Source organism: Ruegeria sp. CDSB022, assembly GCF_059611145.1.
Map to the genome: position 1 here is coordinate 99,119 of NZ_JBXWOZ010000007.1, position 25,096 is coordinate 124,214.

The window sequence follows — 25,096 nt, forward strand, 5'->3', positions numbered from 1 at the left end:
CGATTTGCTGTTGTTAGTTTTGCGCTGATGGTCGGTGCCTTTTCGGCGTCGGCACAGGAAACGCAGGTCGCCTTCGGGTCAGCCAAGGCGGATCCAAGCCAGCCGGTCGAGGTCACCTCGGAATCCCTAAACGTCAATCAAGAAGACGGCACGGCCGAGTTTATCGGTAACGTCCTGATCGTGCAGGGTGAGATGCGCCTGACCGCCGAGCGGGTCTTGGTCATCTACAACGCCGACAGGTCCGGAATCGAGCGGATGGAGGCGACAAATGATGTGGTTCTTGTCAGCCCGCCTGATGCAGCCGAAGGCGACTGGGCCGAATACACAATCGACTCGGGCGAAATCGTGATGCGCGGAAATGTGCTTTTGACGCAAGGCCCCAGCGTTATCAGCGGCGATCAGATGAATGCCAATCTGACGACCGGAACGGCAAAGATGACTGGCCGCGTCAAAACCATTCTGAATCCGGATAGCAACTGATGGAGCGTCCGAATTTGTCTGTGGCCGAAGGCGGTTCCGGCCTCAGGATCGAGAAACTGCGGAAATCATACCGTAAGAAGACCGTGATACGCGAAGTCTCGATGACGTTGGGCCGGTCCGAGGTGGTTGCCTTGTTGGGTCCGAACGGATCAGGCAAGACCACAACGTTCTATTCGGTCGCCGGGCTTGTCTTTCCCGAAGCTGGCACTGTGACCATTGACGGCCAAAACGTGACGACCCTGCCGATGTATAGGCGCGCGCGGCTTGGGATCGGATATCTGCCGCAAGAAATGTCGATTTTCCGCGGGATGAGTGTCGAAGACAACATTGCCGCCGTTCTGGACATCACCGTGAAGCACAGCCATCGCAGGAAAGAGCGGCTGGAAGAGCTGTTGTCCGATTTTTCGATCGAACATCTGCGCCGCGCCCCGGCATTGGCATTGTCGGGTGGCGAGCGTCGCCGTGTCGAAATTGCCCGTTGTCTTGCGGCTGATCCGAAATATCTGTTGCTGGACGAGCCGTTTGCAGGCGTGGACCCGATCAGCGTCGGCGATATCCGCCATCTGGTAGCGGACCTGAAAAAGCGCGGCATCGGCGTGCTGATCACTGACCATAACGTGCGCGAAACACTGGAAATCGTGGACCGGGCCTATATCCTGCATGATGGTCAGGTGCTGATGTCGGGCACGCCGGATGAAGTCGTCGAGAACGAAAATGTCCGCCGGGTTTATTTGGGCGAAAACTTCCGTATTTCATAGGCTTGCGCGGAATTGCGCCCAGCGCATGGCCGAAATCACGTATATACACGCCTGTTTTGATTGACTCTGCCGCCGTCTCTTGCCTCAATTGGGTTATGGCATTTCTTCAGTTCCAGTCGGGATCGCGGTGCACCTTTGCTAAGGGGTACGTTTCTCAGCAACTGCGGAATATGCCGATATCCCCCACCCGATAAAAACACGTGCGCTGCGTAACGCAGCGTCAAAATGGGTGTGAATTGTGAAGGAGATCACATGCGTTACCAAATTAGCGGAAAACAGATCGACATCGGCGAGGCACTGCAGACCCATGTGCAGACCGAGCTAGGGGAGGTTGTTGGAAAATATGCCCAGCGCCCGACCGACGCCAATGTCGTCTTTTCCCGTTCTGCGCATGAGTATGTTTGCGAAGCCACCGTGCATCTTTCGACCGGCCTGACTGCGCAGGCCAAGGCCCACGCTATCGAAATCTACGCAGCATTCGAGGCCTGCTGTGACAAGATGGAAACGCAGTTGCGCCGGTATAAGCGCCGCCTCAAGGACCATCACAAGGACCGATCCGAGCCGGTTGAACTCTTTGGTGCTTCCTCTTATATCCTCGCCTCTGACGAATCAGAGTCGGCTGATGAACCTGAAACGCTGCAGCCGATGATCGTGGCTGAGATGGAAACCAAGATCCCATCGTTGAGTGTTGGTGAAGCCGTTATGCAGATGGAACTAGCCGGCGCCCCGGTGCTGGTGTTCCGGAATGAAAACAAGGACGGATTGAATGTCGTGTATCGCCGTGAGGACGGCAACATTGGCTGGATTGATCCGTAACAGGCAAGAATAGCAAGGCAAGCCCCTGTGCAAGCAGGGGCAAGGCCATGGAGCGTGATCATGGAGCTTTCGAGCATACTGAAGCCCGAGGCAGTACGTGTATTGTCCGCCGCTTCCAGCAAGAAGCGGTTGTTTCAGGAAATCGGCGATGTTGCCGAGGGGGCCCTTGGTCTTGAAGCGCAGGTTGTTGTGGATGGCCTGCTCGAGCGGGAGAGCCTTGGCCCAACAGGCGTTGGTCATGGAGTCGCCCTGCCACATGCGCGGCTGGGTGATCTGGCCGAAGTGGCTGGCGTTTTCGTAATGCTGGAAAAGCCGATTGATTTCGGTGCGGTAGACCGCCAGCCGGTTGATGTCGCTTTTGCGTTGTTTGCCCCAGAAGAGGCGGGCGTGGACCACCTAAAGGCGCTTGCGCTGGTGTCCAGAACGCTGCGCAATACGTCGGTTTGCGCAAAGCTGCGCGCCAATCCTGATCCGGTCAAGCTCTATGCAATTTTGACCGAGGCGCAGTCGGTCCAGGCGGCTTAACTGCCCCAAAGGCAAAAATAGCCCCCGGTTTTCGGGGGCTTTTGCGTTTTAACCACCGGTTCCCATTTCCAGGGTCCACCAGATCTTCCCGCCGTTCTCCTGGTGCCAGGCAAAGCCCATCTGGGTGGCTTTGGCATCCATGATGACATTTCGCGGTCCGGGTTCCTGCATCCAGGCGGCCAGCGTTTCGGTCTCGGTCTCATAGGTTTCCGAGATCGCCTCGCCGAGGAAGGTGCCGTAATAGCCGACGCGCGTCGCCCGATCCAACGGCGAAGATCCGTCCGAGCCAAAGTGCCAGGGCCGATTCTGTCGCGCCATATCCTTGGAATGGGTGGCGGCCGCGGCATTGAGCTGAGCATTCAGTTGTACCGGCTGAAGGCCCGATGCCTGGCGGAGGGCGTTAACCGAATCCAACATCCGGAATTGCAGCTTTTCTGGATTGCCACGGATCTTGTACACCGTTGGCAGGGGGCGCCCATCTGCCCCATAGGTTGGGGATCCACCCGGCGTACAGGCGGCCAGTGCAATAAAGCTAGCAAACAGTAATGAAATGATACGCGTCATGATCGACCTGATTATTGTGTTGCCATACGGCATAGCGTGACAGAAGGCTGTGGGCAAACGCACAATGGCTTTGTTCTGCGTGATTCTGCCGGTTTCAATTGCGACTGAAGCATTCTGGCAATAAAATGCACAGGATTTTTAGATTTTCTGTGAAAAGGACCTGCGATCATGGTCAAGAAAAGCATTACTCATACAACCCGACGCGGATTCGTCGCGGGTGTCTCGGCTCTGGTCGCCTCGCCTGCGATTGCCCAATACACCCCCGGAGACCCGCTGCGCCCCGCACCCGAGGACGAACCCGCGGTGCGCCGTAACATCTCTGGCTTCAGGGCGCTGGACTGGCAGCCCTATTTTTCCAACACGAAAAACGGCGCTATCCTTGTCGATACAGTGTCGCGGGCGCTGCATTACTGGTCTGACGATCAATCGGTGTACAAACTATACCCGTCGTCGGTTCCCCTGACCGAAGAGCTGACGCGCCGCGGCCGGACCAGTGTGATCCGCAAGGTCGAGGGCCCAAGCTGGTCGCCAACACCTTCGATGAAGAAAAGAAATCCGGAATGGCCAGACTATATCCCGCCGGGTCCGGATAACCCTCTGGGAACACATGCTTTATATCTAAGCTGGAAATATTACCGAATTCACGGAACCCATGATACGCGCAAAATTGGGCGCCGATCTTCGAATGGGTGCATCGGTCTTTTCAACAACGATATTGCCGAACTGTTCTCAATGGCCAGGGTTGGCACGCAAGTGTTGCTAATTTGACGACATTTCCGCGCAGGTACCCGCTTGTGGCGCAACTTCCATTTGCATTCCAGTTGGATAGCTGATTAGAAAAAAACACGAGGTAAGTCTTGAGTGCATGGTTTCACTATACGGAACCGTGCGTATCCTGGAGGTTAATATGAAGAAACTCGTTCTCGCCGCTGCACTGACTGCTGCTGCTTCGACCGCTTATGCAGGCAACCTGGAAGAGCCGGTTGTTGAAGCACCTGTTGTTGTTGAAGAAACTCAGGGTTCGTCAAACGGCATCATCCTGCCGCTGATCCTGTTGGTTGTTGTTGCCGCAGCTGTTGCAGCAAGCTAATTCGACAAGCGATATCTAAAGAAAAGGCGGTGGAGCTTTCCACCGCCTTTTTTTTGTGCCTAGTCGACTGGGTGGCTTAGTCCAGCCAACCCTTCAAATTATCCTCGATCACCTTGCCCAGGGCCGCTATGTGCGATTCGTCATCGTTCAGGCATGGGATATAGGTAAAGCTTTCGCCGCCCGCGTCCTCAAAACTCTCTTTGATCTCTTCGTTGATCTCTTCCAGCGTTTCGATGCAATCGGAGGAAAACGCTGGTGCGATAACGGCGATCTTCTTCTTACCCTGTTTTGCCAACTCGGCCACATGGTCGACCGTATATGGCTTGAGCCATTCTTCCGGGCCGAATCGTGACTGGAAGGTCGATACAAGCTGGTCGTCAGACCAGCCCAACCTTTCTTTCAGCAACCGAGTCGTTTTTGCGCATTGGCAGTGATAGGGGTCGCCTTGTTGCAAGTAGCGTTCCGGCATGCCGTGGTAGGAACAGACCAGTATGTCCGGTTTGTCCACCATCGCGGCATAGGCCTTTTCAACCGAGCCCGCCAATGCGTCGATATAGGCGGGTTCGTCAAAATAGGCGGGCACGGTACGGCTGGCGGGTTGCCACGTTTCATCCATCAGGGCGCGGAAAAACTGATCATTGGCCGTGGCCGTCGTGGCGCCTGCGTATTGCGGGTAAAGCGGAAAGAACAGAATCCGGTCGCAGCCCGCTGCGACCATTTCCCGGACCTTTGATTTGGTCGATGGGTTACCATAGCGCATGCAGAACTCGACCATGACCCTGTCGCCATAGCGTTCCGTCATCGCGTCCCGCATCTTGGCGGTCTGCTCTTTGGTGATCGTCATCAGCGGGCTTTCGCCCTTGTCGTGGTTCCAGATCGACTTGTACGCCTCACCCGAGCTGAAGGGCCGTTTGGTCAGGATGATCCCCTGCAGGATTGGTTGCCATTTCCACTTGGGATAGTCGATCACGCGCTGGTCCGACAGAAACTCGTTCAAATAACGGCGCATGGGCCAATAGCTGTAATCGTCTGGGGTGCCGAGATTGGCCAGCAGGATGCCGACGCGGCCCGTTTTGACTTTGGGGTGATCCGCCGGGGCATGATCGGGGCGTGTGGCGTCAAACATGTTTCACTTCCTGAGATGTCTTTGCTTCGGGCTGAGATAACCGGAATTCCGCATTCGTCAATCGGACAGTTTGCCTTCGCTTGCGCCCAGAGCATCCGCAAGCCGCATCTGGGCCGAGCCCGGACGCAGCGGTTTTGGCTGGCTTTCATCGGGCGACCAGCCAGTTAGGCAGACCAGCTCGAATGTTGCCTTGAGGCGTTTCTGATCAGTGCTGAAATGATTGGCATAGATGTCTTGCGCCCGGGCAAAGACCTGCCGGTTTGTGGGGTGTTTCATGCGGTTTTGCAGGCTGTTGGTTTCACCCATTGCCCGCAGGTCATGCATCAGGTGGGTCAGATCGCGATATTCCGCCGTCAGCCGCGCGGTATCAGCAACCGGCAGGGCCAGTCCGGCGCGTTGCAGCAACCCGCCCAGATCGCGCAGCTCGGCCATAGGCGCGATGCGGGGGCTGAGGCCGCCCGTGACCTCAACCTCGGCCTGCCCAAGTGCGGCGCGCAGTTCCCGCAGGGTTTCACCGCCCAGACAGATCACCAGCAACAGCCCATCAGGTTGCAGCGCGCGGTGACACTGGATCAACTGCCCAACCGGATCATTAGCCCAGTGCAGAGCCATGGCATGGATCACCAGATCATGGGCACCGGGGGTCAAGTCCAGCACCTCGTTATCCGGGATGATCCGCGCCATTGGCAACACATCCTGCCAGACTTGCGCAAAAGGGGTCACGATCGCTGGGTCCGTAAAGCTTTTATTAACCAAGGCGAGCCGATCCTGAACCTCGTCAACTGCGGCGCGGTGCAAGAACAAGGCATCTTCCCGTGCGCGGGACCGACGCCGTGCAAGGATTGCGCGGTCGAACAGTGAGGGTGCGTTGGAATCAGGCAGTTTCATAGGGCGCAACTATCGCATGTGGCAGCGGATTCAAACCGCTGTCCAGATGATCTATCCCCCGCGCTGTCTGGGATGCGGTGATTTGACCGAGTCGGATTTCGGCCTCTGTGGCTCCTGTTGGCGTGAAACGCCCTTTATCGGTGGCGCTGTATGTGAAAGCTGCGGCGTGCCCTTGCCGGGTGAGGCCGATGGCCACCGAATCGAATGTGATGACTGTATGAAAACGCCGCGCCCCTGGCGCGATGGGCGGTCTGCGCTTTTGTATGATGGCAAGGCGCGATCCCTGATTCTGGCTCTGAAACACGGGGACCGGCCCGAGCTTGCACGCCCTGCGGCGCGCTGGATGGCCCTGGCGGGTCGGGATTTGTTTCGCGAGAACATGCTGATCGCGCCGGTACCGCTGCATTGGTCCCGGTTGCTGAAACGCAGGTACAACCAATCCGCCCTGTTGGCGCAGCATCTGGGGCGGCAAACCGGGTTGGAGGCCTGTCCGGACCTTTTGGTCCGACGGACAAGAACGCCGGTTTTGGATGGAAAAACAGCCGCACAGCGCATGGAAACGCTGGAGAATGCGATTGCAGCGCATCCCAGGCGGCTTCGGCAGATGCAGAGGCGCGATATTCTGCTGGTCGATGATGTCATGACATCAGGCGCAACATTGACCTCATGTGCACGTGTCTGTCGTGCATCCGGGGCAAATCATATTTTTGTGTTGACCCTAGCGCGCGTTGCCAAGGATACCTAACTCGCCCAGGATTGTGCGAAACCCAAAGGTACGGAATATGAAATCGGTAGAAATATATACCTCGCCGCTCTGTGGCTTCTGTCACGCTGCAAAACGGCTGTTGAATCAGAAGGGCGTCGAGTTTCAGGAAGTCGATGTCCTGAGGAACCCAAAACGCAAACCTGAAATGATCCAGCGCGCCGGTGGCAAGCGCACCGTACCCCAGATCTTTATCGGATCGCAGCATGTGGGTGGATGCGACGACCTGTATGAGCTGGAACGTCAGGGCAAGCTGGACGGTTTGCTGGCGGCCTGATGAAAAGCGTCCTGCTTCAGATCACCTCGTCGGATGATCCGGCTGAAAACCTGAAAATGGTGCGCGCCCTGATGTCCGAAGCGGCAGGGCAGGGTGCGCGGTTCGTTCTGACGCCCGAGGTGACGAATTGCGTGTCCACCTCGTCCACACGGCAGCGGGAAATCCTGCAATACGAAGAAGATGACCTGACACTAGCGGGGCTGCGCGAGCAGGCCGCGAGCCTGGGGATCTGGTTATTGATCGGCTCGTTGGCGATCAAAACACATGATGCGGGTGGTCGGTTTGCCAATCGGTCTTTCATGATTGATCCTCAGGGGCAGATCGTGGCGCGGTATGACAAGATCCACATGTTCGACGTGCAGGTGTCCGAGGCCGAGACGTTTCGCGAGTCCAAAAACTACCGTCCCGGCACACGAGCGGTCATAGCCGAGACAGATTTCGGCAAGGTGGGTCTGAGTATATGTTATGATATCCGCTTCCCCCAACTGTACGCATCTCTGGCGCAGGCTGGAGCGCGCATTCTGACGGTTCCAGCCGCTTTTTCACCGGTCACGGGTGAGGCCCATTGGAAGTCGCTGTTGCGGGCGCGGGCGATTGAAAACGGATGCTGGGTGTTGGCCCCGGCGCAGACCGGTGAACACCCTAAAACCAGGGGAAAGACCCGCAAAACCTACGGTCACAGCATGGTCGTTGCCCCATGGGGAGAGGTCGTCATCGACGCAGGGACCGATCAGGGCATTCACTTTTTCAATTTGGATGATAGTTCTGTTACAGAAGCACGAAGCCGCGTGCCTTCGCTGACACATGTCCGTCCCTTTGACGGCCCCTGATCCAGAATCTGGACTATGACAAACGATACCAATGCCCTCGCGGTCACGCTGTTCAGCGAGATCCTGACCGCAGACCAGTTATTGCGTAACCGGCTCAGCCGGGTGCTGCCCAGGGGCATGGAAATTTCGCATTTCTCGGTTTTGAACCATCTTGTCTTTGTCGGCAACGAACGCAGCCCGGCACAGCTAGCCGATACGTTTCACGTGACCCGAGGTGCCATGACCAATACCTTGGCCAAGCTGGAATGGGCCGGATATATCCACATCCGCCCCGACTGGGACGACGCCCGCCGCAAGATGGTCGCCATCAGCCCCGCTGGGCGGAGTGCTCGGGATCAGGCGATCTCCTCCATTGCGCCGCTGATCAACCGCGTGGTCGGAGAGCTGGGGCTGGAGCGGGTCCGCAGCACGCTGCCCGTGCTGCGGGATTTGCGATTGCAGTTGGAGGGGGAGTAGGTTCACCCCGGCTTCACGCTCGCCGTCACATAATTCACGCTTAAATCCCGGTCCGAGATCGACCAGCTCCACAGGATCGGGTTGAATACGAAACCCTTGCGGTCCACCGGGTCCAACCCGGCTTGACGCAACAGGTCGAACAACTCGTCAGGGGTGATGAACTTGTTCCACTCATGCGTGCCGCGCGGCAGCCAACGCATGATCACCTCGGCACCAAAGATGGCCATCGCATAGGATTTCGGGTTGCGGTTGATGGTCGAACAAATCTCAAGCCCACCTGGTTTCAGCAAATCCCGCGTGGCTGTCAGAAAGCTGAGCGGGTCGGCCACATGTTCGACCACCTCCATGTTCAGAATCACATCAAACTGCTCACCTGCGGCGGCCATCGCCTCGGCAGTGGTGTGGCGATAGTCGATCCCAAGCCCTGATTGCTCGGCATGGATGCGGGCGACGGGCAGGTTGCCCTCGGCGGCATCGGCGCCCACGACCTCGGCGCCAAGGCGAGCCATGGGTTCGCTCAGCAAGCCTCCTCCACATCCGATATCCAGCAGGCGCAGGCCCTCGAACGGGCGCGGGGCTTTCAGATCACGGTCAAATTCGCCTGCGATTTGCTGTGTGATATAATCCAGACGACAGGGGTTCAGCATATGCAGGGGCTTGAATTTCCCATGCGGGTCCCACCATTCGGCGGCCATCGCCTCGAATTTTGCGATCTCGGACGGGTCTACCGTGTTCGGATGCGCTTGCATTCCTGTCTCCGTATGCTCTTTTACGTTTAAGGACTATATAGGGCCATAATGGACAAGTACCCGGACCAAAAGCGCGCAGTGCAATATCTTTACCCGCCGATCGACCCGTTCGATCAGCGAATGGTCGATGTGGGCGATGGTCACCTTATCTATATGGAACAATGCGGCAATCCGGATGGCCTGCCGGTGGTCGTGTTGCACGGAGGCCCAGGTGGCGGATGCAGCCCCGCAATGCGGCGCTATTTCGATCCGGACGTCTTTCGGGTGATTCTGTTTGATCAGAGAGGCTGTGGACGCTCGCGCCCGCACGCGTCGGTCACAGACAACACAACCTGGCATCTGGTGGCCGATATCGAACGGCTGCGCACCCTGTTGAACATCAGTGACTGGGCCGTTTTCGGTGGAAGCTGGGGCGCAACCCTGGCGTTGATCTATGCGCAGGCGCATCCCGACCGGGTGAATAGGCTGATATTGCGCGGCGTGTTTCTGGCAACGCAGGCCGAGCTGGACTGGTTCTATGGTGGTGGCGCGGGCAAGTTCTGGCCCGAGCAATGGTCCAAGTTCACCGCTCTGCTCTCCGAGACTGAGCTTTCCGACACGATTGGGGCCTATAACAAACGTCTGTTCTCAGGGGATCGGGCGACTGAGGTTCTGTACGGACGGGCCTGGTCCGCTTGGGAAAATGCGCTGGCGTCAATCCATTCGAACGGATCCACCGGAGAAAGCCCGGGTGAGTATGCGCGCGCCTTTGCCCGGCTTGAGAATCACTATTTCATCAATCGGGCTTTCCTTGATCAGGACGGGCAGATTCTGGAGCAGATGGATCGGATCGCTCATATTCCCGGCCATATCGTTCAGGGCCGCTATGACATGATCTGCCCACCGCATTCTGCCTGGAACCTGGCCGAGCGTTGGCCGAATGTCGAATTGAAGATGGTCCGTCAGGCAGGCCATGCCCTGTCTGAACCCGGCATCAGTGCCGAACTGGTCCGCATTATGAACCGCGTGGCCGAGGGGGTAGCATGACCCGCATTGACCGCCGCGCGTTGTTTGCATCAGGTGCCGCTGCGGCGCTGTTGGCGGCAACAGGCGCCTCACTGGCGAATACGCCCAAGCCGGGCGGAACCCTGCGGCTTGCGGTGCCGCGTGACGACAGTCTTGAACAGGTTGCACGGGGGGCGGTGTTTGACACGCTGACCGAAATCGCACCAGACGGTACCTTGCGAGGTGAGCTGGCAACAGGATGGCAGACCGATACGGATGCCCGGATCTGGACGTTTGATCTGCGCGATGATGCGGTGTTCCACGACGGCGTAGCATTGGATATCGCTGATGTGATGGCGGTTTTGGCCGAAGTCGGGCGCGCCGAAGCGCTGGCCCCTAACCGGCTGCACCTTGAACTGGCTAAACCTAATCCCGGCCTGCCTTTCCTGCTGGCCGAAAGTCAATTTGTCATCCCGCGGGCTGGTCAGAGCGTCAAACCGCTGCAGATCGCCAATGGCACCGGTTGCTACCGTGTCGAACGGGCTGAGGATGATCGCCACTTTCTGGGCCGCAAAGTCGTTGACCATTATAAGAGCACTCAGGCCGGCTGGGCGGATACTTTTGAGATTATCGTCATTCCTGATGCCCGCGTCCGGGCCGAAGCATTGCGGGATGGCTATGTGGATATTGCTGCCCTGCCATCATCCGAAGGCTTGAATGGACTGCGCGGTCAGCGCCTTCACCCCAGCGAATCGGATATTGCGCTGGCTGCTGCTGCTCATGTTGGTATGCCCCAGCAGATCGGCGGCGCGCGCGCGCTGGACGACGGACGCATCGCTGAACGGTGGTGGTTGGCGTAAATTCCGGTCAGGGTTCCTGCCGGGGGTTGCAGACTCGGGAAACCCTGCGTATATGCAGTTGCAACAGCGGCGTGTCAGACTTCTGGTCTGGGGCTCCACCGGGAATTTCGACGGGCCGCGCGCCCGTTTTTTTGTGCCCGACTGACAGGGTAGAGTAGCTGATGACAAACGAACTGATAGCCAAAGCTGCCATCGATCGGAGACTGGCCGAGATCATCACCCCAGTGATCGAAGATCTGGGGTATGAGCTGGTCCGTATCCGCCTGATGAGCGGCAAGCAGACCACCTTGCAGATCATGGCCGACAAGCCCGATGGTGGCATCGAAGTGGATGATTGCGCCGAGATATCGAACGCAGTCAGTGCCACACTGGATGTCGAAGATCCGATCCTTGACGCCTATGCGCTGGAAGTGTCCAGCCCCGGCATCGACCGGCCTCTGACACGTCTCAAGGATTTTGAGATGTTCGAGGGCTATGAGGCAAAGATTGAAACCGCCGAACTGATCGACGGCCGTCGCCGCTTCAAAGGTGAGCTGGCCGGGATCGAAGGCGATGAGGTTTTGATCAATATCTCCGAGGGAGATGAGACAATCACCATCGGCTTGCAGTTTGACTGGCTAAGCGATGCCAAGCTGGTCCTGACCGATGATCTGATCAAAGAGATGCTGCGCCAGCGCAAGGACGCCGGTGCCCTGAACGAAAACGCTTTCGACGAGATTGAGACCGAAGGGTCCGAAGAGGAGACGAACTGATGGCAATCACCTCAGCCAACCAGCTGGAGCTGCTGCAGACCGCCGAGGCCGTGGCCCGCGAAAAGATGATCGACCCCGGTCTGGTTGTCGAAGCGATGGAAGAATCGCTCGCCCGTGCCGCCAAAAGCCGCTACGGCGCCGAGATGGATATCCGCGTCAGCATCGACCGCAAGACCGGCAAGGCGACCTTTACCCGTGTCCGCACCGTGGTTGAAGATGAGGAGCTTGAGAACTATCAGGCCGAGATGACCGTCGAGCAGGCCAAGCAATACATGGAAGCGCCAGAAGTCGGTAGCGTCTATGTCGAAGAAGTGCCTCCGGTCGAAATGGGCCGGATCGCGGCGCAATCCGCCAAGCAGGTGATTCTGCAGAAGGTCCGCGAAGCCGAGCGCGATCGCCAGTACGAAGACTTCAAGGATCGCGCAGGTACCATCATCAACGGTGCGGTCAAGCGCGAAGAGTTTGGCAATGTCATCGTCGATCTGGGCGGTGCCGAGGCTGTTCTGCGCCGCAACGACAAGATTGGCCGCGAAAGCTATCGCCCCAATGACCGTGTGCGCGCCTATATCAAGGAAGTTCGCCGCGAGGTTCGTGGCCACCAGATCTTCCTGTCGCGCACCGCGCCTGAATTCATGGCTGAACTGTTCAAGATGGAAGTGCCGGAAATCTATGACGGCATCATCGAGGTCAAAGCTGTTGCTCGTGATCCCGGATCGCGCGCCAAGATCGCTGTCATTTCCTATGACGGCTCGATCGACCCTGTCGGTGCCTGCGTTGGTATGCGCGGCAGCCGTGTGCAGGCCGTCGTGAATGAGCTGCAGGGCGAAAAGATCGACATCATTCCATGGAATGAAGATCAGCCCACCTTCCTGGTGAACGCGCTGCAGCCTGCCGAGGTGTCCAAGGTGGTTCTGGACGAAGAAGCCGGCAAGATCGAAGTTGTGGTTCCCGAGGAACAGCTGAGCCTCGCCATCGGTCGCCGTGGTCAGAACGTACGTCTGGCCAGCCAGCTGACCAACCTGGACATCGACATCATGACCGAGGCCGAAGAATCGGCGCGTCGTCAGAAAGAGTTCGAAGCCCGCACCGGCCTGTTTATGGAAAGCCTGGATCTAGACGAATTCTTTGCTCAGTTGCTGGTATCGGAAGGCTTCACCAACCTGGAAGAAGTCGCCTATGTCGAGCTTGACGAGCTGTTGGTCATTGACGGCGTAGACGAAGGCACCGCGCAGGAACTGCAGACCCGTGCGCGTGAACACCTGGAAGCACAGGCCAAAGCGGCGCTGGATGCAGCGCGTGAGCTGGGTGTCGAGGACAGCCTTATTGAATTCGAAGGTCTGACACCCCAGATGGTAGAAGCGCTGGCCAAGGACGACGTGAAAACGTTGGAAGACTTTGCCACCTGCGCTGACTGGGAACTGGCTGGTGGTTGGACCACAGTTGATGGTGAGCGTATCAAGGATGACGGTGTTCTGGAGCCTTTTGGCATAACGCTGGAAGAGGCGCAGGATCTGGTCATGACCGCACGCATCATGCTGGGCTGGGTTGATCCTGCCGAATTGGAGCAAGCTGAAGAAGACGGCGTAGCGGCCGACGAGGAAGCCGAGGCCTGATCGCAGGCTTCGGGTGGCGCACATGGGTCGCGGTGGCGTCCATAAGGATCGGTCTGACGGACCCGAACGCAAGTGCATTGCCACTGGCGAGGTTCAGCCTAGATATGGGCTGATCCGCTTTGTGGTCGGGCCAGACGGTCAGGTCTTTCCTGATGTCGCGGCAAAACTGCCGGGGCGCGGTGTTTATGTCTCGGCCGACCGTAGCGCGTTGGATAAAGCCATCGGCAAGAAATTGTTCGCGCGGGGGTTCAAGGCGCAGGTCACTGTGTCAAAGGATCTGGCCGATGAGGTTGAAAAGCAGATTGCGCGGCGCGTGATCGAGCTTTTGAGCCTCGCGCGCAAGTCCGGTGATGCGGTTGCTGGCTATGAAAAGGTCAAGGCAATGCTGGACCGGGAAGAGGCCCAGATATTGCTTCAGGCGTCCGATGGATCGGGGCGCGGCAAGTCGAAACTCAGCACGCCGCACTTTGGGAAATACATCGGCTGGTTGACCGCAGACGAACTTGGGGCGGCATTTGGGCGCCAAACCGTGATTCATGCGGCCTTGGCCTCTGGCGGACTCGCCAAACGTGTTGTAGAGGAAGCGCAGCGCCTGCATGGCTTGCGCGAAACGGATGACGGCGGCAAGGGCCGCGCGGAAGGGTAAGAAGCTTTATGAGCGATAGTGACGGCAAAAAGACATTGGGTCTTCGTGGCGGGGCGCGCCCCGGAAATGTGAAACAAAGTTTCAGCCACGGACGTACCAAGAATGTCGTGGTGGAAACCAAACGCAAGCGCGTGGTGGTCCCCAAGCCGGGTGCGGCCAAAACCGGTGGTGGAGCTACGCCATCAGGTGATCCGTCGCGTCGTCCAGCCGGGATTTCCGACGTGGAAATGGCGCGCCGGATGAAGGCGCTGCAGGCTGCCAAGGCGCGTGAGGTCGAAGAGGCCGCCGAGCGTCAGGCCGCTGAAAAAGCGCGCGAGGAAGAGCGTGCCCGTCGCCGTGCGGAACTAGAGGCCAAAGAGCGCGAACAGCGCGAGGCCGAAGAACGCGCGCGCGCCAAGGCCGAAGAGGAAGAACGCAAGCGCAAAGAGGCTGAAGATGCCGCTAAGCGTGTCGTGGCGACCCCGACTCCAGAAGAGCCAAAAGCCGCCCGCAGCCCGGCCAGCAAGCCTGCGCCTGCAGCAACGCCACGCAAGCAGGATCGCGAGCGTGAACAGCGCGGCGCGCGCACCAAGGGCCGTGACGATAACCGCCGTTCAGGCAAGCTGACTCTGGGTCAGGCGACGGGTGGCGAAGGCAACCGTCAGCGTTCGATGGCAGCCATGAAGCGTAAGCAAGAGCGCGCGCGTCAGAAAGCCATGGGCGGCGCGGTCGAGCGGGAAAAAGTTATCCGTGACGTACAGCTGCCCGAGGCGATTGTCGTGTCCGAGCTGGCCAACCGTATGGCCGAGCGTGTCGCGGACGTTGTCAAATCGCTGATGAACATGGGCATGATGGTCACGCAGAACCAGACCATTGACGCTGATACTGCGGAACTGATCATCGAAGAATTTGGCCACAAGGTCACGCGCGTCTCGGCCTCTGACGTCGAGGACGTCATCAAAGAGATCGAAGACAGCGAAGGCGATCTGCAGTCGCGTCCGCCGGTTATTACCATCATGGGTCACGTTGACCACGGTAAGACCTCGTTGCTGGACGCGATCCGCGACGCTCGCGTTGTGGCGGGTGAGGCCGGGGGTATTACCCAGCATATTGGCGCTTATCAGGTGAAAACCGATGGCGGCACAACGCTGTCTTTTCTGGATACACCGGGCCACGCGGCCTTTACCTCGATGCGTTCGCGCGGGGCACAGGTCACGGATATCGTGGTTCTGGTTGTTGCTGCGGATGACGCGGTGATGCCGCAGACGATCGAGGCGATCAACCACGCCAAAGCGGCGGGTGTCCCGATGATCGTTGCGATCAACAAGGTCGACAAGCCGGATGCGAACCCGGACAAGGTTCGCACCGATCTGCTGCAGCACGAAGTCATCGTTGAGAAAATGTCGGGTGAGGTTCAGGACGTCGAAGTGTCTGCCATCACCGGTCAGGGTCTGGACGAGCTGCTGGAAGCCATCGCGCTGCAATCCGAAATTCTTGAGCTGAAAGCCAACCCGAACCGCGCCGCCCAAGGCGCTGTGATCGAGGCTCAGCTGGATGTGGGTCGCGGACCTGTTGCCACCGTTCTGGTTCAGACCGGTACATTGCGTCAGGGCGATATCTTTGTTGTGGGTGAGCAATACGGTAAAGTCCGTGCGCTGATCAACGACAAGGGCGAACGCGTCAAAGAGGCAGGACCCTCGGTTCCGGTTGAGGTTCTGGGTCTGAATGGCACGCCCGAGGCCGGGGACGTTCTGAACGTGACCGAGACTGAAGCGCAGGCGCGTGAAATCGCCGCCTACCGTGAACAGGCCGCCAAGGACAAACGCGCCGCCGCCGGTGCCGCAACCACCCTTGAACAGCTGATGCAAAAGGCCAAGGAAGACGAAAACGTCACCGAACTGCCAATTCTGATGAAAGCGGACGTGCAAGGTTCTGCCGAAGCCATCGTTCAGGCGATGGAGAAGATCGGCAACGACGAAGTACGCGTGCGGGTGCTGCATTCAGGCGTCGGCGCGATCACCGAAACGGATGTCGGCTTGGCGGAAGCGTCCGGCGCCCCGATCCTGGGCTTCAACGTGCGTGCCAATGCCTCGGCGCGGAACACGGCGAACCAAAAGGGCGTGGAAATCCGCTACTACTCGGTGATCTACGATCTGGTCGACGACGTGAAAGCCGCCGCTTCCGGTCTGCTGAGCGCCGAGATCCGCGAAAAGTTCATCGGTTATGCCGAGATCCGCGAAGTCTTCAAGGTTACAGGCGTTGGCAAGGTTGCTGGCTGTCTGGTTACAGAAGGCGTGGCGCGTCGTTCCGCAGGTGTCCGCCTGTTGCGCGACAACGTGGTGATCCACGAAGGCACGCTGAAAACGCTGAAGCGCTTCAAGGACGAAGTGGCCGAGGTTCAGTCGGGTCAGGAATGCGGTATGGCATTCGAGAACTACGACGATATCCGCGCCGGCGACGTCATCGAAATCTTCGAGCGCGAAGAGGTCACCCGGACACTGGATTGATCCGGACAGAACTGAAATTCGGAAAACAGCGGCTCCAACGGGCCGCTGTTTTTCTTTTGGAGAGCTGACGTGAGCCTTTGACTTTTCGCGCGAGTTTTTCTGAGGTTAATCATCAAGTCGCACCGGGTAGCCTTGGTTCAAGAGGCAAAGTAAATCTAGGTTGCTGTCGGCTATGCGGACTTAGCGGCCAATAGGGTTCACCGACGCAGTGCCCGTAGCCAGGCTCAGGCTCGCGACCACGTGCTGTGTATATCTCTCTGCAAGTGAAGTACTTGTACGCCAAAAATAGGAAAGTGGAGGTTCCGATTTGAACTATTGGAAAAGCAAGTAGTGTCCGCGACCGCTTATGCATGTTTCGCGAGATTGGTTTGACGTCAAAATCTGAGCTGGATGCTGCACAGATCGTTGACCAAGAGTCGCCCTCCCAGATCACGGTCAGTCATGAGACAAGAGTTGGCAAAGTGCGAGTTGCGATCAGACATAATCAGCAGAACAGCTTGAGCTTGCGCGACTGGCACACCGATCCATCGGTTGCGGGTGTTTTAGGCATTCTGCATCGCACACAGGCAAGATGGAGGGCCTGTCAGGCATCCGCGATTATCAAATCGCTCGCCTTTTCCCCGATCATGATTGCCGGTGCGTTGGTGTTGCCACTGACGATCTCGGGCATGATCGAACAATCGGCCACGCGCAGATTTTCTAGTCCGTGAACCCTTAGTTTAGGATCGACAACAGATGCCTCAGAGCTTCCCATCGCACAGGTGCCGGTTGGGTGGTAGATTGAGGTCGAATTCGACCTGGCCCAATCCAGCGTAGCGTCATAGTCGTTGCAATTCAGATCTGCTGTTGGTCGAAACTCTTCCGAAATCTTCGAGGCCAAAGGGTTTTTCTTGGCAATTCGCCGCGCGATATTCACGCCATCGACGATGGTCCTGCAATCTGTTTCTGTGGACAAGTAGTTCGGTATGATCTTGACATGTTTGGACGGATCGGGGCCGTTCAAGCGCAACTCCCCCCTGCTTTCCGGGCGCAGCTGGCAGACCGACATTGTAAAGGCCGAGAACGGGTGTACGCCCTCGCCCGGGCTGTCAGCGGACCAGGGTTGGACATGAAACTGTATATCGGGTGTCTCTACATCCGGGCGCGTTTTCATAAAGCCGGTGGCAAGGCTGGCCGCCATTGTCATAGGCCCGGCACGGAACAGTGCATATTTCAGAGCGATGCGCGCCTGATTGAACAGGCTGCGGACTTCATCATTCAGTGTTGGTTCATTGCACTTGAACACCAGGCGCGCCTGTAAATGATCCTGCAAGCCCTTACCGACGCCAGACAGGGCGTGAAGCGGTTCGATTCCGTTTTCTTTGAGGTGGTCCGGGTCTCCAATCCCCGACAACATCAGGATCTGGGGCGAATTGATCGCGCCACCAGACAGGATAATCTCGCGTCGAACCTTCAGAGTTTGCTCGACCCCTGACCTGTCCCGGTAAACCAGCCCGGTCGCCTTTTTCCCGTCCAATACCACGCGCGTCACAAATGCGTTGGTGATGATGTTCAGATTCTGACGACTTCGAATGGGTTTGAGATAAGCCACAGCCGCGCTGCAGCGACGACCGTTGCGGGTGGTCAGTTGGAAATACCCCACGCCCTCTTGTTCAGCACCGTTGTAGTCGGGGTTGAACGGGTAGCCTGCGGCCTGTGCCGCGGCAACCCAGGCGTCGCAGATGGGGCGTTGAATGCGCATGTTCGAAACAGACAAAGGCCCGCCAATGCCGTGAAACTCATCTTCACCGCGTTCTTGATCTTCGCAGCGTTTAAACAGGGGCAAGACATCGTCCCACCCCCATCCCTCATTGCCCATTTGCCGCCAGCGATCGTAGTCTTCTTTCTGGCCGCGGACATAAAGCAGCCCGTTCAGCGAGGATGAACCGCCCAGCACCTTGCCTCGTGGCCAGTCTATGGATCGTCCATTAAGCCCCGGATCGGGTTCAGTGCGATAGCACCAGTCAACCGACGGGTTGTGCATTGTTTTAAAATAACCGACCGGAATGTGAATCCACGGGTTGGTGTCGCGACCGCCAGCCTCCAGCAATGCGACGGTCGTATTGGGATCAGCACTCAAACGGTTGGCAATGACACAGCCCGAAGATCCTGCTCCGACTACCGCATAATCGACTTCCATAACTGTCTCCTCCCGACGCGACTGAAAAAAACTCTATGCAAGATGCGAGAAATATACTAGCCTTTTTTGATACAAAACGTCTCACTAATTGCGATCAGGGAGGTAGGCAATGGAGATCGGTAAGAAACTAAGTGGCATTTCCCGGCGAGATTTTTTTCGTGTGGCCGGGCGGTATGGCATGAGTTCGACACTGCTGGCGGCAGGTGGGTTCGGTGGCGCGATGAGCCTGGCGAATCTGGCGCAGGCAGCCGAATCAACCTATGAAAAGCGCTTCTCGAAAGAGCCAAAGCACACGCTTAAATTCGGCGCATCGGGCTTTAACACCCGCAATCTGCTGATCGAACGCGCCGGCGCGATCGAGTTTGCACGCGATCTGGAAGAGCGCACGGACGGTGAAATTCGGATCGAGTTCATTGGCGACAACCAGATCTGCGGGCAGCTGAGCTGTGTTGAAAAAACTCAGCAGGGCATTGTTGATATTTACGCGGCCTCGACCCAGAACTCGGCTGGAGGCGCGCCGTATCTCAACGTGCTGGACTATGCTTACATGTTCCCCAGCCGGGCAGCGCAGTATCACTTCTTCTACAGCCCGGCGAGCCAGCGCATTCTGCGTGATCCGCTGGAGAAACGGCACGGCCTGAAGTTCCTGTTTACCCACTGTGAATTGCGCGGCCTGCAAATGGGTTCGACCTTTGCCGACAAGCCGACCGTCACCAAACTGGAAGAGCTGTTCGGCACAAAGAACCGTGTGACGGGTACACAGCTGGGACGCATTGCAATGCAGCTGTTGAACCTGAATCCGGTACCGGTTGCATGGGAAGAAACTCTGGATGCGTTGAAGACTGGTCTAATCGACGGGGCTGAAACGTGGGCATCGGCCGTCGCATATGCCAACATGGCTCCTGTGGTGTCGCAGTCAGTTAACCTGAAATTCTTCTGCGGCACTGAACATACCTCAATGTCGGCCAAAGTGTTCGACAGTCTGGGCGGGGAGCTGCAGGATGCTGTGATGGAGTCTTCCTACTTTACGCAGGCTTTGATTCAAGGTGCCAATGAAGCGGCTTTGCTGAACACTGTCGGTTTCTCGGAACCGCAGCTGCCTGATACTATCTTCGCCGAAAATGGAGTACGTCCGGCATTCCTGCCAGATGATCAGATCAAACTGGCCGAAGAGATGTGCGCCCCGAACTACAACCCCGAACCTTGGGCGCAGTGGCGTGAGCGTTTGAACAAATGGGCCGGTGGCATCGATACCTATCAGGAAATCTACGACATCGCGCGAGAGATTCCGGCAGACACCCTGCCGGAAAACGTAGAACCGCGCCGTTGGTGGAAAGGCAAAGCCTGATACAAAAGACGAACCGGCCCCAAGCGGGCCGGTTCTAATACACACCGACTGGGAGGACGGGGTACATGTCGTTTTGGGCAGACACAGGCGCGATCTTCAGTGCCTTTCTCAGCCAGGATTCGTTCGAGATTCAATCGGCGCTGGAATCGGACGCCGCATGGGTGATGGGCGCGGTTATTTCAGCCATGGGCGGATTCGTGATCATGCTGATCTATCGGACAGTGCCGTTTATCGAGCGCCATCTGGAGCGGTCGGTGATGGTATATTCTTACCTCGCCATTGCGTTGATCATTTTCTGGGGCGTGATCGACCGATTCGTGTTCAACGATCAAGAACCGTGGTCCACCACTATCCCTCCCTTGTTGTTTATGGTGATGGCGTGGTTCGGGGCCACGTACAATGTTCGCCTGCGGACGCATCTGAGTTTCAATGAGTTCCGCACCGCAATGCCCCGAGGCGGGCAGTTGGCCTGTTTGATCCTTGATGCGGTGTTGTGGTTCATCTTTGCCGTGATCGTCATCGTGACGACCACGCGACTGGTTGCGTTATCGGCGTCAAATTTTCAGATCGTTCTCGGCACGGACAATATCATGCAGTGGTGGTTTTTGCTGGCCGCGCCTCTTTCGTTCTTTTTGATGATCGGGCGTGTGTTTCAGAACCTCGCCGACGATCTGCAAAACTGGAAAACAGGTGAGCCGCTGATCAAGCAGGCCGTGATCGGAGCAGACTGATGACAGACGGAACTTTGGTTACACTGATCTCACTTGGGGTTACCTTTCTGTTCATGCTGGGCGTGCCGGTGTTTTTGGTCATCGGCTATTGGGTGATCGGCTGCTCATTCGTCCTTGGCTTGACGCTGGACAATATGGGGGCCGAACTGTTGAACGTGTTCAACAAAGGCTTTGCCCTGCTCGCGATGCCGCTCTTTATCCTGACCGGAGACCTGATCAACAAGTCTGGTATTGCCCGAAGGCTCAGCGATTTCGCCTATGCCTGTCTGGGCTGGATACGTGGTGGGTTGGCGATGGCATCGCTTGGTGCCTGCGGGTTATTCGCGGCGATTTCGGGATCAAACTCGGCGACGACAGCCACAATTGGTTCGATGCTGCACCCCGAGATGGTCAAAGGTGGCTATGACGAACGGTTCAGCGCGGCGACCGCTGCGGCAGGGGGTACTGTAGGGATCATTATCCCGCCTTCCATTATCTTCATCGTCTATGGCTTCTTGATGAACCTTCCTATTTCCGAGTTGTTCGTGGCGGGCATTCTTCCGGGCGCGCTCATGGTCTTTGGTATGCAATTCGCGTGCTGGATCATTTGCCGCATGAACGGGTGGGGCCATCTGATCCCTTTGCAGCTCAACCGGATACTGAAAACGGCATTTGGCGCCTGGCTTGGATTTTTCGCCATTGGGCTGGTGCTGTGGGGCATCTACACAGGCAAGTTTTCCCCGACAGAAGCCGCGGGCGTGACGGTTGGCTTCTGTGTGATCGCTGGTTTGGTCAGCTATCCGATCAACCGGATTATGGGGGCCAGAAACGACATATCGCCAACCGAGAAGAGTTACGCCGAAATGTTCGTGGTCGAAGGCTTTACGATCCCCGAGATCCCCTCGATCGTCATCCGCTCGGCCCAGATCACTGGCATCCTCGCACCGCTGATCGCGATATCAGTGGTGATGCAACAGATCTTGTCATTGCTCGGCGCGCAGCAGACAATCGGGGACTTCGTGACTTCAATGGGTGGATACTATGCGGTTCTGTTCACGTCGATGGTGATTGTTTTCTTCTCGGGTATGGTTCTGGAAAGCCTACCTGTAACCATAATTCTCGCCCCAATTCTTGCGCCAATCGCGGCCTCGGTTGGGATTGATCCAATCCATTTCTCGGTGATCTTCCTTGTGGGGGCGTCCATTGGATTCATCACACCACCTTATGGGCTGAACCTCTATGTGGCTTCAGGAGTAACAGGAGTACCCTATTTCCGGTTGCTTCGGTATACGGTACCCTATCTGGTGGCGCTTCTTTCGGTTTGGATTTTAGTGTCGCTTGTGCCCGATCTGGCCTTGATACTGCTGCCAAATAGCTAGACTGTTGCAGGATGGCCGAGACGGAAACACAAGAAAAAGAAACTCAAATACCGACCAACCTCCGCCTCCTGCTGATCCTCGAGGAGGTGGCGCGGCGTGGCGTTTCCGTAAAACCATCGGATCTGATTGAGGCATTAGGTCTGGCCAAGCCAACAATTCACCGTCTGCTGCAAACCGCAGAAGCCGAAGGGTTTCTGCAGCGGGATCTCGATGGCAGATCATATGGCCCGGGACACCGGCTGCGACTGCTATCGGTCAACACCATGTCGTCCGAGCATTTGCGCACTGCGCGACTGGCGATCTTGCGCAGTGTGGCTGAAACTGTTGGCGAGACATGTAATCTCGCCATTCCAGACCGCGAGGGCATGATCTATCTCGACCGGGTGGAAACGAAGTGGCCCCTGCGAATTCAACTGCCGGTCGGGACACAGGTGCCCTTCCATTGCACGGCCAGCGGCAAGATGTACCTGTCCACACTACGGCAAAGAAAGCTGGATGGGTTTCTTTCGGCAGGACATCTACAACCACAAACCGAACGCTCGCTGACCGATCCCAAGGCATTGCGATCTGAGATCCGACGTATCTCTGAGAATAGTTATTCCACCGATGACGAGGAATTCATGACCGGGATGACTGCCCTAGCAGTACCCGTTCAGGATGGACAAGGCCGATTGGTAGGCACGCTTTCGGTTCACGCGCCGACACAACGTCATGACGTCAACAGTCTGATGTCGTTTCTGGGCATACTTCAGAAGGGAGCGAAGCAGCTTTCGGCTCTTTTGAGCCAGTGACTAATGCTTCAGATGACAGTCAAAGCGTGATTTTTTCACCAACTGCGAATTCGATCATCGACCGGTTTGGAGAATTCTGCACCAGAACGGATGAGAGCGCGATAAAAGTTCCGTGTACTCCGTTCGTTCAACTTTGCAGAGTGGACATTAGCGCACCGCTGCCATTCCTAGCTAGCGCAGCATCTGTCACTCTGGGCGCAAATCGGACACTTGCGGTACCGCCACAAATGCAGGGATATGGCGACTTGCTCAGTGCATGACGCAAAGGTCAGAATATTCTATCGCCCAGTACCTATGATTGCCGAGGAGTCGGCAGGAACGTGCTTGCGTGCATGATGATGTCGAAATGCTGCATCCCTTTCTGCAGATCAAAACTGACAGAATGCCCGCCTTTACGCAGCAATTCCGCATAGTCCCGGCTTTGACGAATGAATTCGGGTGTGTCGCGCTCGGCGACGGTTACATGGTAACGCGGACCGGGGGCGGGCAGGTGCAGGATGGGTGAGAGATCGTGTATCTCGACCGGGGTAAGTTGCAGCGGGTCATTCACCGGCGTCAGGCTGATCGGTTCAAGATCATAGACGCCGCTAATCAGAATCACCTCTCGTACCCGCAAGCCGGCGCGGGCTAGCGCATCGGCTGAAGTCGCCATCATCATGGCCGCTAGATGTGCCCCGGCGCTGTGCCCCGACAAGGTGATCTGCGCCGGATCGAACCCAAGGGCCGTCGCCTGTGATCCCAGCCAAAGCAGGGCATCGCGGCACTCTTTGATCATCTGATCCAGTCGGGCCTCAGGTGCGAGCGTATAGTTCAGCGTTGCAAAGGCTTGCCCGTTTTCCACCAGTGTAGGGGCCATCATCGCCGACTCACGCTGACTGAGCGCCTGCCAGTAACCTCCGTGAATAAAGACATGCAGCGGAGCGTTGGCCGTCGACGCAGGAAAGAAGTCGAGCACCTGTTCAGATGTTTCGCCGAAGGGCAGGTTTTCCCGGCATTCCATCCGGGCGCGGTTCTGCGCACTCAGCGCGGCGTAGCTTTCAAGATAGGGTGTCAGATCGCCGCCAACCATCGAACTGGGAGAATACTCCTGCTCCAGCTCTGTCTGAGTGAAACCACGATACAGCATCGCCTACTCCTGCCCGCTATACATCAATTCGGTGCGCACATCGTAGAGATCGTGAAAGAATCGCAAGTCCAGCGCTTTGCGCAGGAACGACACACCGCTAGACCCGCCTGTACCTGGCTGGTTGCCAATAACTCGCTCGACCGCGGTGACATGGTCAAACCGCCAGCGCTGGAACAGGGATTCAACGTCCATCAGCTTTTCGGCCAGCGCATAGAGGTCCCAATACTGATCGGTATTGTGAAACACCTGAGCCCAGATTTTCACCACGCGCGGGTCGCCGGAATAAGGTTGTGCAAAGTCACGGTTCAGCAGGTCATCAGGCACGTCAAACCCTTGCCGGGCCAGCATGTGCAGCACTTCGTCGTAAAGCGAAGGCTTGGTCAGTGCGGCATCCAATAATTCCATGACTTCGGGATCATGCTGGTGAACCTTCAGGGTCGAGGCATCCTTGTTGCCCAGAATGAATTCAATCTGACGATAGCCATAGCTTTGAAATCCCGAGGAGCTGCCAAGTGCTTGCCGAAAGGTCATGTAATCGGCGGGGGTCATGGTCAGAAGCGTTTCCCACGCGGAAATCAACTGCCGCTGGATTGCTTTGACCCGGTCGAGATTCTTCATTGCCGGGCCAAATTCGTCCTCTTGCAGAAAGCGGCGCACTTCGACCAGCTGGTGATGCATCAGCTTCAGCCACAGCTCGCTGACCTGATGGATGATGATGAACAGCATCTCATCTGGTTGCGCGGGATCCTGAAACGTCTTTTGCAGATTCAGTAGGGTTTTGAGCTGCAGGAAGTCGCCATAGCTCTTGCGGTGGGTTTCGGCGAAATCCGTGACCAGAGTGTCCTCGATCCCGCGTTCAAGATACCGGTTGTCCTTGTCGCTCATCTGCGCCTCCAAACA

27 protein-coding genes are annotated in these 25,096 nt (G+C 57.3%); 20 read left to right on the forward strand and 7 right to left on the reverse strand.

Features of this window, described 5'->3' with window-relative positions:
• The first annotated feature begins 27 nt into the window (after positions 1-27).
• From AC2FIZ_RS12985 to AC2FIZ_RS13000, 4 genes are all read left to right on the forward strand, one after another.
• Positions 28-480, forward strand: a complete 453-nt coding sequence (locus AC2FIZ_RS12985) for an LptA/OstA family protein (protein ID WP_142638458.1) — start codon at positions 28-30, stop codon at positions 478-480.
• Positions 480-1,238 (forward strand): LPS export ABC transporter ATP-binding protein, encoded by a 759-nt coding sequence (lptB, locus tag AC2FIZ_RS12990; RefSeq protein ID WP_142638291.1) that lies wholly within the window; start codon positions 480-482, stop codon positions 1,236-1,238. The genes AC2FIZ_RS12985 and lptB overlap by 1 nt, the downstream gene beginning before the upstream one ends.
• A 252-nt stretch (positions 1,239-1,490) precedes the next feature.
• Entirely contained in the window at positions 1,491-2,054 is a 564-nt protein-coding gene (hpf, locus tag AC2FIZ_RS12995; protein WP_271950796.1) for a ribosome hibernation-promoting factor, HPF/YfiA family, read from the forward strand.
• A gap of 60 nt (positions 2,055-2,114) precedes the next feature.
• Positions 2,115-2,579: a PTS sugar transporter subunit IIA gene (locus tag AC2FIZ_RS13000; RefSeq protein WP_281973576.1), complete on the forward strand. Its 465-nt coding sequence runs from the start codon at positions 2,115-2,117 to the stop codon at positions 2,577-2,579.
• Between the two features lie 48 nt (positions 2,580-2,627).
• Here AC2FIZ_RS13000 and dalA read toward each other — a convergent pair whose 3' ends face one another.
• A complete protein-coding gene (dalA, locus tag AC2FIZ_RS13005; RefSeq protein WP_142638285.1) occupies positions 2,628-3,143 on the reverse strand; it encodes a divisome-associated lipoprotein DalA in 516 nt (171 codons plus the stop codon).
• A gap of 168 nt (positions 3,144-3,311) precedes the next feature.
• Here dalA and AC2FIZ_RS13010 point away from each other — a divergent pair, with 168 nt between their 5' ends.
• Positions 3,312-3,911, forward strand: coding sequence for a L,D-transpeptidase (locus tag AC2FIZ_RS13010; protein WP_142638283.1), 600 nt, complete (start codon positions 3,312-3,314; stop codon positions 3,909-3,911).
• Between the two features lie 139 nt (positions 3,912-4,050).
• On the forward strand, positions 4,051-4,233 hold the full coding sequence (locus tag AC2FIZ_RS13015) for a hypothetical protein (RefSeq protein ID WP_142638281.1): 183 nt from the start codon (positions 4,051-4,053) through the stop codon (positions 4,231-4,233).
• A gap of 76 nt (positions 4,234-4,309) precedes the next feature.
• Here the strand turns inward: AC2FIZ_RS13015 and hemH are convergent, their stop codons facing one another.
• Together hemH and AC2FIZ_RS13025 are read right to left on the reverse strand one after the other, a co-directional pair.
• Entirely contained in the window at positions 4,310-5,359 is a 1,050-nt protein-coding gene (gene hemH, locus AC2FIZ_RS13020) for a ferrochelatase (protein WP_281995589.1), read from the reverse strand.
• Between the two features lie 57 nt (positions 5,360-5,416).
• Entirely contained in the window at positions 5,417-6,247 is an 831-nt protein-coding gene (locus AC2FIZ_RS13025) for a methyltransferase domain-containing protein (protein ID WP_281995590.1), read from the reverse strand.
• Between the two features lie 16 nt (positions 6,248-6,263).
• Between AC2FIZ_RS13025 and AC2FIZ_RS13030 the strand changes: the two genes are divergently transcribed.
• From AC2FIZ_RS13030 to AC2FIZ_RS13045, 4 genes are read left to right on the forward strand one after another with little or no spacing between them, the layout of a single operon-like run.
• Positions 6,264-6,992 carry a ComF family protein gene (locus AC2FIZ_RS13030; protein WP_496791119.1) on the forward strand — a complete coding sequence of 243 codons (729 nt, stop codon included), beginning with the start codon at positions 6,264-6,266 and terminating at the stop codon, positions 6,990-6,992.
• 37 nt (positions 6,993-7,029) lie between these two features.
• A complete protein-coding gene (grxC, locus tag AC2FIZ_RS13035) occupies positions 7,030-7,287 on the forward strand; it encodes a glutaredoxin 3 (protein ID WP_142638273.1) in 258 nt (85 codons plus the stop codon).
• A complete protein-coding gene (locus AC2FIZ_RS13040; protein WP_142638271.1) occupies positions 7,287-8,117 on the forward strand; it encodes a carbon-nitrogen hydrolase family protein in 831 nt (276 codons plus the stop codon). Before grxC ends, AC2FIZ_RS13040 begins: the two co-directional genes overlap by 1 nt.
• A 15-nt stretch (positions 8,118-8,132) precedes the next feature.
• On the forward strand, positions 8,133-8,573 hold the full coding sequence (locus AC2FIZ_RS13045; RefSeq protein ID WP_142638269.1) for a MarR family winged helix-turn-helix transcriptional regulator: 441 nt from the start codon (positions 8,133-8,135) through the stop codon (positions 8,571-8,573).
• Positions 8,574-8,575: 2 nt separating this feature from the next.
• Here AC2FIZ_RS13045 and ubiG read toward each other — a convergent pair whose 3' ends face one another.
• Positions 8,576-9,322, reverse strand: coding sequence for a bifunctional 2-polyprenyl-6-hydroxyphenol methylase/3-demethylubiquinol 3-O-methyltransferase UbiG (gene ubiG, locus AC2FIZ_RS13050; RefSeq protein WP_142638267.1), 747 nt, complete (start codon positions 9,320-9,322; stop codon positions 8,576-8,578).
• A 48-nt stretch (positions 9,323-9,370) separates the two neighbouring features.
• Here ubiG and pip point away from each other — a divergent pair, with 48 nt between their 5' ends.
• The 6 genes from pip (at position 9,371) to infB (ending at position 16,663) form a co-directional block, all read left to right on the forward strand.
• Positions 9,371-10,348 carry a prolyl aminopeptidase gene (gene pip, locus AC2FIZ_RS13055; RefSeq protein WP_142638265.1) on the forward strand — a complete coding sequence of 326 codons (978 nt, stop codon included), beginning with the start codon at positions 9,371-9,373 and terminating at the stop codon, positions 10,346-10,348.
• Positions 10,345-11,166: an ABC transporter substrate-binding protein gene (locus AC2FIZ_RS13060; protein WP_496689854.1), complete on the forward strand. Its 822-nt coding sequence runs from the start codon at positions 10,345-10,347 to the stop codon at positions 11,164-11,166. The genes pip and AC2FIZ_RS13060 overlap by 4 nt, the downstream gene beginning before the upstream one ends.
• Before the next feature lie 161 nt (positions 11,167-11,327).
• Positions 11,328-11,918 (forward strand): ribosome maturation factor RimP, encoded by a 591-nt coding sequence (rimP, locus tag AC2FIZ_RS13065; protein ID WP_142638261.1) that lies wholly within the window; start codon positions 11,328-11,330, stop codon positions 11,916-11,918.
• Complete coding sequence (gene nusA, locus AC2FIZ_RS13070) at positions 11,918-13,531, forward strand: transcription termination factor NusA (RefSeq protein ID WP_142638259.1); 1,614 nt, start codon at positions 11,918-11,920, stop codon at positions 13,529-13,531. The genes rimP and nusA overlap by 1 nt, the downstream gene beginning before the upstream one ends.
• A 22-nt stretch (positions 13,532-13,553) precedes the next feature.
• Entirely contained in the window at positions 13,554-14,177 is a 624-nt protein-coding gene (locus AC2FIZ_RS13075; RefSeq protein WP_142638257.1) for an RNA-binding protein, read from the forward strand.
• Positions 14,178-14,185: 8 nt separating this feature from the next.
• Positions 14,186-16,663, forward strand: coding sequence for a translation initiation factor IF-2 (gene infB, locus AC2FIZ_RS13080; RefSeq protein WP_281973586.1), 2,478 nt, complete (start codon positions 14,186-14,188; stop codon positions 16,661-16,663).
• Positions 16,664-17,246: 583 nt separating this feature from the next.
• On the opposite strand, the gene AC2FIZ_RS13085 is transcribed toward infB, so the two are convergent.
• Entirely contained in the window at positions 17,247-18,842 is a 1,596-nt protein-coding gene (locus AC2FIZ_RS13085; protein ID WP_281995592.1) for a GMC family oxidoreductase, read from the reverse strand.
• 109 nt (positions 18,843-18,951) lie between these two features.
• Between AC2FIZ_RS13085 and AC2FIZ_RS13090 the strand changes: the two genes are divergently transcribed.
• From AC2FIZ_RS13090 to AC2FIZ_RS13105, 4 genes are all read left to right on the forward strand, one after another.
• Complete coding sequence (locus AC2FIZ_RS13090) at positions 18,952-20,190, forward strand: TRAP transporter substrate-binding protein (protein WP_281973588.1); 1,239 nt, start codon at positions 18,952-18,954, stop codon at positions 20,188-20,190.
• A 65-nt stretch (positions 20,191-20,255) separates the two neighbouring features.
• Entirely contained in the window at positions 20,256-20,921 is a 666-nt protein-coding gene (locus tag AC2FIZ_RS13095; protein WP_281973589.1) for a TRAP transporter small permease, read from the forward strand.
• The gene (locus AC2FIZ_RS13100) at positions 20,921-22,279 is read left to right on the forward strand and encodes a TRAP transporter large permease (protein WP_142638247.1); all 1,359 of its coding nucleotides are present in this window, start codon (positions 20,921-20,923) and stop codon (positions 22,277-22,279) included. Before AC2FIZ_RS13095 ends, AC2FIZ_RS13100 begins: the two co-directional genes overlap by 1 nt.
• Positions 22,280-22,290: 11 nt before the next feature.
• Positions 22,291-23,070, forward strand: a complete 780-nt coding sequence (locus tag AC2FIZ_RS13105; protein ID WP_142638245.1) for an IclR family transcriptional regulator — start codon at positions 22,291-22,293, stop codon at positions 23,068-23,070.
• Positions 23,071-23,362: 292 nt separating this feature from the next.
• Here AC2FIZ_RS13105 and AC2FIZ_RS13110 read toward each other — a convergent pair whose 3' ends face one another.
• Both AC2FIZ_RS13110 and AC2FIZ_RS13115 read right to left on the reverse strand, forming a co-directional pair.
• Positions 23,363-24,196, reverse strand: coding sequence for an alpha/beta hydrolase (locus AC2FIZ_RS13110; protein WP_496791120.1), 834 nt, complete (start codon positions 24,194-24,196; stop codon positions 23,363-23,365).
• Between the two features lie 3 nt (positions 24,197-24,199).
• A complete protein-coding gene (locus AC2FIZ_RS13115; protein WP_142638241.1) occupies positions 24,200-25,081 on the reverse strand; it encodes a tryptophan 2,3-dioxygenase in 882 nt (293 codons plus the stop codon).
• Between the last annotated feature and the right edge of the window lie 15 nt (positions 25,082-25,096).